Source organism: Sulfidibacter corallicola, assembly GCF_017498545.1.
In the GTDB taxonomy this organism is placed as follows: Bacteria; Acidobacteriota; Holophagae; order Acanthopleuribacterales; family Acanthopleuribacteraceae; genus Sulfidibacter; species Sulfidibacter corallicola.
The window spans coordinates 6107706-6121698 of record NZ_CP071793.1 but is presented as its reverse complement, the minus strand read 5'-3'; the positions used below and the strand labels follow the sequence as shown (position 1 = coordinate 6121698).

The following is a 13993-nucleotide window of genomic DNA, read 5'->3' as shown; positions in this document are numbered from 1 at the left end:
CCCACCAGAGCCGGTGACCGTCACGCAATCGGGCTCACCAAACCGCGAATCCCTCCTCCTCATCGGGAACCCGGGACGGTACCGAGCCGGACGGCGCGGTGATCCACGGCCGATCCAGATTCAGGCTCATTCGGAATGTTGATCTTTGATATCCAACCCAATGCCGACGGGAATCGACAGCCTGCCGCGAAAATTCGGTCAACCGCCTCGTGATAAAGATCTTGCCGAAACCGGGCAACCACAAGTCGATGCCCCGCCCTTCCGGAGGAACCCTGGTGACCGCCGCGATCTCTTCGTTTCCGGATGGGTAGGTTCCCATGCGCCACGATCGCGGTTGGGGATGGGCGCCGGGGTTGACCCAGGCATCAAAAGGAGCCAGTTTGAATGCAAGACCCGAATTACCCGTGAAAATCCATTTTCCCGATCGCCAGTTTTCACCATCCAGGAGCCCGGAGCGTCCTCGGTCACAGGAGTCCTAAATATCGTTGCGGTGAGTCCCCGCTCGGAAAGGGCTTCAATAATTCGCGTTCCGTTAGGAATGGGGATTTTGAAATTCGAAGGGGTTCTCTATAATGAACGGCATCTTTCCCGTCATTCGGGGCAAAACGAATATCTGATTCACTTTTCGAAGCCCTCGAGAATGAGACAATTCGACCCCAAAAGAACGGCAACTCCCCGAACCCTTAGCCCAAGGGAGAACGATCGCGGTCATGCAAACGGAACAAGGTCATAGCGGGAATCGCCGCCACTTCAACCGCATTACATTGAGGTTGAGCGCTTTATGTATTATTGGCGATCAGCGGTTTCCCGCCCAAACGGTCAATTTCGGCCCAGATGGATTGAGTATCATCACCCAGGACACATTGCCGCTTGTTCACGAGCTTTCGGTCATATGTAAATTGGATGAGAAGCGCAATGTTCAATTCAACGTCGAGCTTCGCCATCGCCGCCCCGTCACCTGGAAGAAGCAGGTTTTCACGAAACTGGGTTTGCGAATTCGCGATACCATTCCGGCCGACTTCGCCATGTACGAGGAACTGACGGCAGCCAAGGCCGCGGAGCAGGAACGCAAGAAGGCCGCATCCAAGGATCCCGGCGAGGTCTCGCTGACGCAGACGCTACCCCCCTGGCTCTCGGTCAACGGCAGTGCCGACAGCTCGATCAGCGCCGACAATTCGCTGGAAGAGACCATCTTCCAGGATCGGGTAGCGGCTCCCGTCATGGCCGAACAGGGCGTTGGCGCAAAAAATACGACGATTTCGCGTTACGTGGGTGGGGCTGCCACCACCCAGGGCGAGCGAACCGCCACCGGTGCGCGCGGCCAGGGCACCGCTTCGCCCGTCAAGGAAGCCAACGGCGATTCGGAATCCCAGGCGCTCAACGAGGGGTCCAGCGGCCCCAACGACTCGCTCCCGCCGCGCATCGACCAAAGCAGCCAGGACCTGACGTTCGACCTGACCTACAACGGCTCCATGGACCTGACCGTCAACAACCTCTCGCCATCCGAAGAATCGGATGAGGACGATGGGGCGACGGGCGCCGGGACCGACGAAGTACCGGACGACGAACGGCGCCAGGCCAAGCGGGTTCGGCTCAAGATCACCTGTATGGCCAAATTCGACGACGGCAATTACGGGGGCGAGACCGAGGATTTCAGCGCCAAGGGGCTCTGCGTCGTATTCGGCAGCGATTTACCGAAAAACGGCCCCTTTCGCCTCAAATGCCGCGAGAGCGCCATGGAGGAATTCGACCTCAAGGTGGAAGAGAAGCACCGGCGCCAAGTGTGGATCGACGGCGCGTTCCGGCTCCGGGTAGGCCTGAAGATCCTCAAGTACAGTCCCAACTTCGAATCGTTTCTCGAGCGCCACAAAATCGCCCACGGCAAATCCAGCATGGACGACGTGGACCGCGCCTTGGAGGCCGGCCTGCAACTGAAACTGGGCAGCGAGAACCGACGCAGGCAGCGACGTGCCTACATCCAGATCCCCATTCTGGCCGGTGCGGACGAGCGCAAGTTCCGCTGTCGTTCGGTCGAGTTCGGGGCAAAGGGCCTCAGCATTCTGGCGCCGCTCGATTTTCCCACCAGCGAGCGCTTTCCACTCCAGTGTTTCGGCCACGAAAAGCTGACTTTCGACCTACAGGTCGAGGAAAAGAGCCGCAACAAGGTCACCACGCCCTACGGAAAGCTATGGCGCATCGGCATGCGCATCACGGCGGCCAGCGAGAATTTCCACACGTTCCTGGTCAAAAACGGGATTTTCAACCGGGGCGACCTGCCCAGCCACGTGCAGGTCATCGACAAGGCGATCGAGTCGGGTTACGGCAGTCTCAGCGCCGAGAGCCTGCCCGAGCGGCGGGCCCACGACCGGATCTTCACCAAGCTACCGGTACTGGTCAAGGTCGGCGACCAGGTCTACCGGGGCCGGAGCCACGATTTCGGAACCAAGGGCCTGTGTTTCTTCGCCCCGATCAACTTTCCCGAGAGCCAATTCTACCTGCTCAAGTGCCAGGAGGCCGATCGCAAGGTATTCAAGCTCAAGGTCCACGAAAAGAACCGCAAGTTGATCAATCGTCCCGAAGGCAGTTTTTTCAGGATCGGCGCCAAAATCATCGGAGCCAGCCCCGAGTTCCAGGGATTCCTCCACAAGCAGGGACTGATCGAGGCCCCCGACGACAAAAAGGAAAATGGAAAGGATCAGGAGCAGGATACCGGTACCCCGGCTGCGAGCGTCACCGCGGAGGCGAAGACCACGGTCAAGGGCCGCTACCGCTTCATCCGCAAGGTCGGCGAGGGCAGCTTCGCCGAGATCTACCTGGTCCACGACCGCGAGCGCAAGATCGATGCGGCGATGAAGGTGCTGAAACCCAAATTCGCCCAGAAGAAACGGGTGCGCGACCAGTTCATCCACGAAGCGCAGATCGTGTCCAAGTTTCGTCACCCCAACATCGCGCAAGAGTTCAACACGGGCGACATCACACCGGAAGAGTACCCTCGCTATCTGGATTTCCCGAAGCAGGTGATGATTCACCATCCCCAACGGATGGTGTTCTACACGATGCAGTTCATCAAGGGATGGTCCCTGGATCGCGTACTCAAGAAAGAGGGCCGGCTGTCGCAGATCCGCACGCTGGAGATCATGCGCGACGTGGCCAGCGGGCTGAAGTACGCCCACAACCACGACGTGGTCCACCTGGACATCAAGCCCAAGAACATCATGATCTCCGAGGACGGCCAGGTCCTGATCACCGACTTCGGTCTGGCCCGCATCCTCGATTACGACAGCGCCGGTGAAGACACCAACCAGCCCAGCGTCAAGCTCAAGAACCTCACGGGCACGCCCTACTACATGGCGCCGGAACAGGCCGGCGGCGGCCGGATCGTCGATTTTCGCGCCGATATCTACAGCCTCGGGGTCACCGCCTACCAGATGTCCATGGGCATTCGTCCCTTTCAGGGCAACAACTGGTACGACGTGGTGACCAAGCACCTCAAGGAAGCACCGCCCCTGATGCGCGACAAACTGCCGCAGATCAACCCCAACTTCGAATACTTCGTGCTCAAGTGCCTCAAGAAGAACCCGGAGAACCGGTTCGAGACGGCGGTCGAAGTGGCGGCCAGCATCGAAGACCTGATTCGCTACCTACAGGCGGATTTGAGCGACGTGCAGACGGAGACCAAGGCCGGGCTGGTCCAGGAACTGACGGTGCAATTCGGCAACGCCTACAAGTCGGTGTGGAACGACGAATTCGCGATCACCGAGGTCCGCAAGCTTCACCTGCTGTTCATGCGCTATTTCGAGACCTGGGATCGGTTGGACCTGGGGGTTTCGGCGATCGGGCTGGAATTCGAGCGGGCGCTGGTCTACCAGGAAGATCAGAACGACAAGAGCCTGAGCTTCAAATTCTACGAAGACGGCGTGCGCAATTTGAGCTTCTTCCGCGGGCTGCTGTTGAACGACCTGACGGCGTTCATGGAAGGCGTGGTGCGCTACCTGAAATCGGGTCGCCCCCACGGGATCGATGCGGTCACCCTGATGTTCCAACTGGATTTGCGCCGCATTCGTGCGGACTACGTGGACACGGTCTACGAGGACGACTACACCAGAGAGCACCTGCTGGAGCTGGAGAACGAACTGCGCCACGAAGCCGACTGGAACCCCCAAGCGCTGCTTGCCGCGGAACAGATTCCGTTCACCGATCTGGAACCGGTCTACCTGGATATCGAAGAGCGTTTCGCCGAAATGAAGCTGCGCCGCATTCGCGAGCAGCTCGGCCGCGATGCAGATCCCATCATGCGCCAGGAGGCGATCGAAATCTGCCTGCAGACCATTTCGGACGAGTCCGGCGGCTGCCTGGACGACCGCCAGGCCCACATGGTCAGCGCCCTGGTGGAGAACTGTGTCCTGGAAAACGATTTCGACCGCGCCATCGAGGTGCTGGCCAAACTGGATCGCTGGCGCCGCGACGAGGGCCTGATTCGGCCCGGGGTCACCGATCCGCGCGAACGCCTGGCCAACGAGGAGTTTTTCCGGGCCATCTCCGACAAGCCCGAAAAGGAGCTTCACAAGTACCGCGAGGAACTCCACCAGATCACGCGCTGGACCGAACCCGAACAGACGGTGACCGTGCTCTTCCACCTCTTCGTGGAAGAGGAAGAAGAGTTCCGCCGTCGTTTCCTCGCCGACCTGTGCCTGTCGGCCGCCGGCGAGAGCGAGGCCCTCAAGCTGGTGGACTGGGCGGGCCTGCTCAGCGACAAGGTCGCCATGCTGCTGGTCCCCGCGTTCGGTCAACTTCCCGACGAAGTGGACGCCAAGATTTTCCAACGCTGGCTGAACCACGAAGGTCCCAAAACCCGTTTGGAACTGGTCCGCCTGCTGTGCCAGCGCAACTTCCCGGAGCGCAAAACCATTCTGCACGGTTGTGCCAGCGAAGAGGGAGAACTGTACGCCGAGTCCCGCCTCGAAGCGTGGCGCGCCCTGGGCCACATCGCCCCCGGACTTCAGGAAGAGACGCTGAAATCCTATTACACCGTGCCCCGCTTCACGGCTTTGTCCGACGACGAGCGCGACATGGTCTTCGGACTCATCGAGCGTACCAGGTCGTTCGAGGGCCTGGCCTTCCTGAAACAGATCATCACGACCAAACCGGCCCAGGACGCCCAGACCCTCACCCTGGAAAACCAAAAGCACGCCGCCTTCCTGCTGAAACAGGCCGGGACACCGGACGGTCTGGCACTGATTCGCAAGATGAGCAAGAAGCTGATCGGCAACAAAGAATTGATTCGCTACTGCAAGAAACTGATGGGGTAGGTGATGGAACCATACCAACCCAAAATACAACGCAAACGCATTCAGGCCCTGGGTGAAACGCTCACGTTCAAGTTGAGCCGGCTCTTCCGGACCCTGACCCAGAACCGGGACCAGAATATGTCCTACCAGGACCTGATCCAGGAACTGGCCGAGGCCATGAAGTCCAGTTTTTCGTTGCTGAAGGGCTGCTCCCTGCGCGTCACGCCCCAGAGCGTGCACTTGGTCGAAAAACGCATCTTCATCGAACACAGCATGTTGGAATCGGTCCAGCACCTGGCGGGCCTGTTCCGACGGGCCGAGATTGGCGGGCTCTCGTTCGCACCCAATTTCGTGGAGGAAACCGATCTGCCCAAGAACCTGATCGCGCTGGCCAACGTTCTGGTCAAGGAGAACGCCCAAGGCGCGGGGGCCGTCAGCGAAGCCCTCGCCGGCTACGACTGCTACAAGGTGACCCCGCTCGAGCCGCTCGAGGAGGAGACCTTTCCCTCGACCATGATCGACGAACGTCACGCGGCCAAGTACGCCCTGCGCAACGCCCTCAAACTGATGTACTTCCTCGAGCAACTGAACGAATCGGTGGTTCACGAGATGGACGCCCAGATGGATGCCGCCTACCGCGTCATCCTGAACCTGATTCGCGTCAACGAGTCCTATCCCCGGTTCATTCGCGGGCTGCTCAACGTCGACATTCCCCGAGAGGGCATCCGCATCCAGTTCTATACGGCGATCCTGCTCCTAACCGTGTTCCGCCAGCTACGCCTGTCGCGCCAGATCCAGTTGGACCTGGTGGTGAACTCGCTGTACCACTACATCGGCGAATCGCCGTCCAGTTTGACCAAACCGGACGGTTCCGGCAATCTGGCCCTGCGCCACCTGCTGCACTCGGAATACATCGGCCGCGGCTTCTACTACCGCGTCAACTTCGCCTACTACACGCCGCGCAACGATCACCCGCGCATGTTGCTGCCCATCAACCGCTTCGTCAAGACCGTGGCGGCCTTCGTGCGCAACTGGCGCGGTGACCCGAGCATCGCCAAGACCGCGCAAGAGTGTGTCATCGAGGCCATGAACTCCGATTTGGACGAGAGTGAAAAGGCCGGCATGTTGCTGTTGGCGAAAGCCCTGGGCCTGGCCCCGGAAGGCAGCCTGTTGGTCCACCAGAAAAAGGACCTGGTGCATGTCGCCGATTTCGAGGACAGCCCTTCGTGGGTGCTGAGCCTCGATCAGGTGCGCACCAAGGACGAGCCCCTGAAACGCCGCGAGCCACTTCATTTCGAGATGAGTACCGAGACGGATCGCAAGGCCGCCATGCGCAAGTTGAGCCTGGTCAAGACCGACGAGCCGGGCCCCAACTTCACCAACCGGTTGTTTGCCAACCGCGTCTTTTGAGGATCCCTGGCGCGGCCATCACATCGCAAACAGGTTTTGCTGACCCGGCTCGTGGTTCCGTGGTATTGATGTAAGCCGAAGGGCGGTCGCCGACGAACCGATTCGTTCCGACAGGGGCCGCGCCTTTCCCGATCATTCGAAGGAGTTCCCATGCGTCTCTTGATCCCGGCGTTGATGTCGATCGCGCTCCTGGTCCAATGCACGGCGCCGTCGGCCACCGAGCGACCCGCCGCGATACAGTTCGAAGTTCTGTCCCACGGCAAGGATCTGGACTTGAATCCCCACGTGGCTCAGGGCCGTTTCACGGTGTTCGATTTCTACGCGGATTGGTGTCCGCCCTGCAAGGAATTGGATCGCAGCCTCAAGGACCTGAAGGCGACTTACGGCGATCGGCTCCAGATCTACAAACTCGACATCGTGGATTGGGAATCGGAACTGGCGCAGAAGCGCGGCATCAAGGACCTGCCCTACCTGATGGTCTACGGGCCCGACGGCAAGGAATTGGCGGCCGGTCCCTCCAATCGGACGCTGCCCGCCTTGATTCAAAACCTGAATCGATAGAAACCGGCGGTCCCGGTACCGATGATTTGGACACGGTTCCATCGGGGCCCTGGGATTGAATGGATCGGGACCTGCACACGCCCACAACCCCACGTTGGTGACACCACCTCATGCCCACCTTGAAAGAATGGCTGGCGACGCCCCTGACCGAACTGAGCATCAAAGGCCTGGGTCCAAAAACCAAAGAGAAACTGATCAACGCGAACATCGAGACGGTGTCGGACCTGCTGGCGTTCACCCCTCGCGAATATCTCGACTTTTCCGAGATCACGCCGATCCCGAGCGCGCCGCTGGAAACGCCGGTCCACATTCGCGGCAAGGTGATTTCGCGCAAGGTGAGCCGCACGCCGCGCAAGCGCGTCCAGGTCCTGGAAATCCTGGTGGACGACGGGCAGGGTACGATGCGGGTGGCCTGGTTCAACCAACCCCATATCCACGACAAGATCATCAAGGAGCAACGGCTCTCGCTGTTCGGCAAGATCCGCTTCGAAAAACTGGGGCGAACGATGAACAGCCCCAAGTTCGAGGTGCTGTCGCGCCTGGGCGAGTCGGAACCCGTCCAGACCGGCATCACGCCGATCTACCGCGAGGTGGGCGGCCTGCGATCGGCCAACATCAACAAATGGATTCTCCAACTGCTGGAAACCATGCCCGACGAAGAAACGTTGCCGAAAGCCTGGCTGGCGAAGGAAGGGTTCCCGAGCCGCGCGGAAGCACTGCGCACCCTGCACGCCCCGGCAGACGGCGCTCGCGCGAAGGCCATTCGAACGCGCCAGGATCCGAGTCTCGAGCGATTGATTTTCGAAGAGTTCTATCATTTCCAGAGGGGTCTCCAACGGCTCGCGGTCCTGGGCCAACAGGGCCATTACCACCGGTTCCATCCGGAACCCGAATCCCTGGCCCCCTTTCTCGGCCGGCTCCCCTTTCGGCCCACGCCGGACCAGATCAAGGTCATGCGCACCCTGGTGGACCAGCTCGCCCTGGGTCGCCGGCTCCACACCCTGATCCAGGGTGACGTGGGTTGCGGTAAGACCGTGGTCGGCCTGGCGGCGGCGTTCCTGTTCGCGCGGGCGGGGCTGCAATCGGCCCTGCTGTGCCCGACCGCGGTCCTTGCCGGCCAGCATTGCAAAAGCGCCAAAGCCCTGCTGGAGCCCCTGGGGATGCGGGTCGGCCTGCTGTCGTCGCAGTGTTCGACCGCCGAAACCCGGGAGATCCTGACTGCATTGGCCAGGGGCGAACTGGACCTCGTCGTCGGCACCCATCGCCTCTTTCAGAAAGACGTGATCTACGCAAACCTGGGTCTGGTGATGGTCGACGAGCAACATCGCTTCGGGGTCAACCAGCGGCGCACCTTGTTGAAAAAGGGATCCGCGCCCCATTACCTCGCCTTCACCGCCACACCGATTCCGCGATCGCTGGCCATGTCGCTCTACGGTGATTTCGACGTTCTCCAGATCCGCCAGAAACCGGCCGACCGCATCCCGCCGCAGACCATCCTGAAGCGCGCCGAGAACCGCGAGGAGATCCTGACCTTCGCCAAGCGCCGATTGGCGGAGGGTGAGTCGGTTTTTTGGGTGTTTCCCTTGATCGAAGGTGAGGAGGAAGCCAACGAACGAAGCGCGGTCACCATGTTCGAAACCTTTCGATCGGGCCCGTTCGCGGGGATTCCGATGGGCTTGATCCACGGCAAAATGGACAAAGAAGCCCAGCAAAAAGAGATGGATGCCTTCACGTCCGGGCGGTACCGCATACTGATCGCCACCAGCGTGATCGAAGTCGGGGTCGACGTGCCGCAAGCCACCATCATGGTCGTGGAGAGTGCCAACTACTTCGGCCTCAGTCAGCTCCACCAGCTTCGCGGCAGGGTCGGCCGCGGCGGCGGACACGCCTTCTGCTTCCTGGTCGTGCCCAGCGATATCGGCCGCGACGCCCTGCGGCGCATGCGCATGCTGGAAAGCTGTGACGACGGGTTCGATATCGCCGCCTTCGACCTGAAGGAGCGCGGCGCGGGACACCTGTTCGGCACGCGCCAGACCGGGGCGATGAATTTCCGTTTCGGCGACCCCTGGCTGGACGCGGCACTGATGGATCGGGCGCGCGACGCGGCCCGCGCGTCGTGGACGGAGGAAGCGGTCGCGGCACGAGAAACCCAGCCGGGATGAACCCGTTTCAAAAGTGCTCTTCGCCGAACGGCAGTGGCAATTGCAGGGAAAGCTGGGATTCCCGATGGTCGGGGTCGTCCAGGTTGGACAGGGTGATGCCGAGCAGGCGAATCGGTCGCTTGCCGGCTTCCGACAATTCCAACAGTCGCGCGGCAACCTCGTAAAAAGTGGCGGCATCGGAGACATAGCGCGGCTGGGATTCGGCACGCGTGATGGTGGTGAAATCGTCGTAACGCAACTTCAAGGTAATGGTTTTGCCGGACTTCTGCTTTTTACTCAGCCTGCGCTCCAACTCGATGGCCAGTTCGCGCAGGATCTCGCGAATGCGATCGAGCTGATCGATGTCGCGCGCAAAGGTCTCCTCGACACCGACCGATTTGGCCACCCGATGGGGCTTGACCTCGCGGTTGTCGATCCCGCGCGAGATGCGGTAGTACCAGGAGCCGGATTTACCGAAGCGCTGGATCAGTTCGGCCTCTTCGAAGCGCTTGAGGTCCTTGCCGCAGAACACCCCCAAGGCGTGCATCTTCTTTTCCGTCGCCTTCCCGATACCGAAAAAGCGACCGATGGGAAGTTGTTCGATGTATGCCTCGACCCGACTGGGCGGGATGACGAAAATGCCGTTGGGCTTGTTGACGTCGGAGGCGATCTTCGCGAGAAACTTGTTGGGGGCCACGCCGGCGGAGGCCGTGAGGCGCGTCTTTTCCAGGATTTGGGCGCGAATTTGGTTGGCCAGCCAGGTGGCCGAGGGGTTGCCACTCTTGTTTTGGGTCACGTCCAGAAAGGCTTCGTCGAGGGAGAGCGGCTCGACCAGCTCGGTATGGGCCAGGAAGATGCGGCGGATCTCGCGCGAGATACCGCGATAGACCTCGAACCGTGGCCGAACGAAAATGGCTTGGGGGCAGAGCCGAAAGGCTTGGGCGCAAGGGATGGCGGAGCGCACGCCGAACCGGCGTGCCTCGTAGCTGGCCGCGCAGACCACGCCGCGCGAATTCGGATTGCCGCCCACGACCACGGGTTTGCCCCGGAGTTGGGGGTTGTCGCGCTGTTCCACCGATGCGTAGAAGGCATCCATGTCGATGTGGATTATTTTTCGGGTCGTCATGCCGGCACCAGGAGACGCGTTGTAACGCTCGTTTTTCCAACCGTATCACAACAATCATACGACGATTCGGCCGCAACGGCCAATCCAGGGTTGAGAAAAAAGGCTACCGACGATATTCCCAAAACTACCAGGTGGGTTGGGTCACTGGGGCGATGTTTCCCGAATCGGGGGAGAATGCTGGCGGGCGGCCGCGGCGCGCTCGATCAACGTCGGTCTACGGCTCCGACGTGCGATACATCGAGCGCTTCGCGAAAACCGGTAGGTGTCCGGCCGAATTTCTTTTTGAATTGGTTGGCGAAGTAGCTCGGTTTGGCGAAACCGACGCGATAGGCGATTTCGGAAACATTGCCGGCCCGTTGGCCCAGCAGATGGGCGGCACGTGTCAGCCGTAGATCGCGCAAAAAGTGAGATGGAAGTGATCCGGTGATCGCCCTGAAACGCCGCAAGAGGTGGCGTCTCCCGATGCCCAACGCGTCAGCCAGTTCGGTCACGCCGAACAGGCAATTGCTCAGATTGGCCTCGGCCACGTCCCTTACCCGCTGCATGAACACTTGATCGCGTGGTGGAACGAGCTGTTCCCCCGGACTTTGCGAATCGCGCGTCCCACCGGTGTCGCGGAAGGCTTTCCGCAACGAAGGTGGGCCCAAAGTCCTGCGGACATCGCCGACCGTCTCCATCATTTGAGTCGAAAGGGTCGCAATTCTGTGTACTTCGCGTTTCAAATCCTGAAGTTCGTTCCATGCCGCCGGGGCCATCGCGTCAGGTCTCTCGGGAACGGTTTCCAAACGGGCCAACAGCAGCCCCAGCACTTCCAGGTGGGCTCCCATCAACCGTGTCAGGAGGCGTGAATCCCGTGCGATCATGTCGTGGCTTTGACGCACGAGACACTCGAGTTCGCGTCGCCCCGCCGCGCGAACCGGCTGATGGGTCCCCTCCTCCATGAAGACCGAGAACCGGGCGTCGTCGGGGTCCCGCGATCCTTCCCGCTCACGAAGCGGCCAATCACCGATGGTATTCATGAATCACCATGTCTTGCTGGTTTCGGTCATCGAGGGTGGCACCCGGGTAGGATCGCTACCCCAGGCGCGATTGGGTTCGGGGCCCATCTCGAAATGCAGGCTCCCGCCCACCGCGATATCGCGGTGGTAAAGGTAGCTGTAAGGCCAATCCTTGCCGTTCAGGCGCACCGACTGGATATAGATGTTTTCCGGTGAAAGATCCTCCGCCGTGACCACGAATGTTTTGCCCCCTCCCAGTTGAATGGTTGCACGGGGAAGGGACGGCTTGCCAATGACGTAGACGCCGTCTCCTGGCGCGACCGGGTAGAAGCCAAGGGCGGAGAAAAGGTACCAGGCGGACATTTGACCGCAATCCTCGTTACCGGCCAGCCCTTCGGGCCCGGTTTGATACATGACCGACAGAATCTGGGCGATGCGTTCCTGCGTGCGCCAGGGCATGCCCGCGTAGTTGTAGAGGTAGGCGATGTGGTGGCTGGGCTCGTTTCCGTGCACGTATTGGCCAATGAGGCCTGAAATGTCGTCGACTTCCTTGTACTTCTCTTCGTCGGTTTCCACCTCGAACAGGCGATCGAGTTTGGTGACGAAGGAGTGACGTCCGCCCATCAACTCGATCAACCCCTGGACATCGTGGGGCACATACCAGGAATATTGCCATGCGTTGCCTTCGGTGTAATCGCCGGCCCATGCCGCACGAAAGGGATCGAAGGGTTCGCGGAAGCGTCCGTCAGCGAGACGCGCCCTCATGAATCCAGTCACGGGATCGAACACGTTACGGTAACTTTTCGCGCGCTCGCTGAACGCCCGAAAATCGGCCTTCCTTCCCAAGGCGCGCGCCATCTGTGCGATGACGAAATCGTCATAGGCGTATTCCAGGGTCTTGGAAGCCGCCTCCGGCTCCAAATCGATGGGCACGTAACCACGTTTGCGGTAGTGATGTAGGCCGTCGTAATCCGGATGGGTGGCGGTATCGCGAACGGCTTGGTAAGCGCGCGCCACATCGAACCCGCGAATACCCTTGAGATAGGCATCGCCGATCACCGAAACGGCGTGGTAACCGATCATGCAGTAAGTTTCGTTTCCATGCAGGGACCAAATGGGTAGCTGCTTGCGCGGGTTTTCCTCGTAGTGGCGAACCATCGAACGAATCATGTCCGGCACCCGTTCGCGTTGGATGAGGGTGAACAACGGATGGGTGGCGCGGTAGGTGTCCCAAAGTGAAAACACCGTGTAATTGAGGTGGTCACCGGCGTTCCGGATGCATCCGTCCATGCCGGGATAGCGACCGTCGACATCGCAATACGTCATGGGTGCGATGGAGGCGTGGTAGAGGCTGGTGTAGAAAATTTGCTTGGTTGCGCGGTCACCGTCGATGCGGACTCGATCCAGTTCCTGCCGCCAGGCAGTTTTGGCCTCGTGCCGCACCCGTTCGAAATCCCAATGGGGAACCTCCTTCTCCAAGTTTCGACGCGCACCCGCCACGTCGGTCGGCGAGATGCCGACCTTCAAGAGAATGGGTTCGTTGGCCTCGGTGTCGAAATGAAACACCAACTTGAGTTTCCGGCCACTGAACGTTTGAGCGCCAACGGGCTGGCGCCGAACGCCCCGCTCCCGGAAGTAGTAGTGTTCGCGATCTTCCCGCGTGAGACTGTAGCTCTTGAACGGCTTCGAAAATTCGGCGGCGAAATAGATACGTCGATCCGGTGCCCACCCCGTCGTCTGCCGATAGCCGGTCACCACGCGATCGTCGTGCACCGTGACGGAAGACCAGACCACCTTTCCATCGAAATTGTAGATCGCGTGAACCAGATCCATCAGGATGTGGGCCCGTTCGGTCTCGGGAAAGGTATAGCGGTGCACGCCGACACGGGTCGTCGCGGTCAACTCGGCTTTCACATCCGGGTCGAGGAGCTGGACGGTGTAATAACCGGGCTCCGCCCGTTCGAGATCGTGACTGAACCGCGATCGATAACCCTGGTCGGGGCGATCTTCGGGCCCTGGATCGGTGTGAACCTCCCCGACCATCGGCATCACCAGAAAGTCCCCCAGATCGGAGTGCCCCGTGCCACTGAGATGGGTGTGACTGAAACCCAGAATCGTAGGGTCTTCATATCGGTAGCCGGCGCACCAGGGATAACTCTCTTTGGGATCGCGGCTGGCGGTGTCGGGCGAGAGTTGGACCATGCCGAACGGCATCACGGCACCGGGAAACGTATGGCCGTAGCCACCGGTCCCGAGGAACGGATCCACATGTGAAAAGGGCTCGTCGTCGGATGTGGGATGCGCAGGCGAACCGAACAGAACGATCAGGGGTAACAGGCAGTGAATCAAAACGGTGGCTCCATGTATGTGGTGTCGAAGATTGGGCCCGGGCGCAACTGCGTGACTCGGGAGTTTTCCATTCAGATCGCGACGTTTGCCGGCGGGCGGCGCGGGCCCGCGTGAGCGCGG

7 protein-coding genes are annotated in these 13993 nt (G+C 60.5%); 4 read left to right on the top strand and 3 right to left on the bottom strand.

The genetic code is table 11. The annotated features are described in order from the left end of the window. The first annotated feature begins 710 nt into the window (after positions 1-710). The 4 genes from J3U87_RS18820 (at position 711) to J3U87_RS18805 (ending at position 9421) form a co-directional block, all read left to right on the top strand. The gene (locus J3U87_RS18820; protein WP_237377323.1) at positions 711-5309 is read left to right on the top strand and encodes a protein kinase domain-containing protein; all 4599 of its coding nucleotides are present in this window, start codon (positions 711-713) and stop codon (positions 5307-5309) included. 3 nt (positions 5310-5312) lie between these two features. Further along, entirely contained in the window at positions 5313-6698 is a 1386-nt protein-coding gene (locus tag J3U87_RS18815) for a hypothetical protein (protein WP_237377322.1), read from the top strand. Positions 6699-6848: 150 nt separating this feature from the next. Next, complete coding sequence (locus J3U87_RS18810) at positions 6849-7259, top strand: thioredoxin family protein (protein ID WP_237377321.1); 411 nt, start codon at positions 6849-6851, stop codon at positions 7257-7259. A 110-nt stretch (positions 7260-7369) separates the two neighbouring features. Then, a complete protein-coding gene (locus J3U87_RS18805) occupies positions 7370-9421 on the top strand; it encodes an ATP-dependent DNA helicase RecG (protein ID WP_237377320.1) in 2052 nt (683 codons plus the stop codon). Positions 9422-9428: 7 nt separating this feature from the next. On the opposite strand, the gene dinB is transcribed toward J3U87_RS18805, so the two are convergent. The 3 genes from dinB to J3U87_RS18790 form a co-directional block, all read right to left on the bottom strand. Beyond that, positions 9429-10526, bottom strand: coding sequence for a DNA polymerase IV (gene dinB, locus J3U87_RS18800; RefSeq protein ID WP_237377319.1), 1098 nt, complete (start codon positions 10524-10526; stop codon positions 9429-9431). A 203-nt stretch (positions 10527-10729) separates the two neighbouring features. Continuing rightward, the gene (locus tag J3U87_RS18795) at positions 10730-11545 is read right to left on the bottom strand and encodes a helix-turn-helix transcriptional regulator (RefSeq protein ID WP_237377318.1); all 816 of its coding nucleotides are present in this window, start codon (positions 11543-11545) and stop codon (positions 10730-10732) included. Between the two features lie 3 nt (positions 11546-11548). Then, entirely contained in the window at positions 11549-13873 is a 2325-nt protein-coding gene (locus J3U87_RS18790) for a GH92 family glycosyl hydrolase (RefSeq protein WP_237377317.1), read from the bottom strand. Positions 13874-13993: the final 120 nt, after the last annotated feature.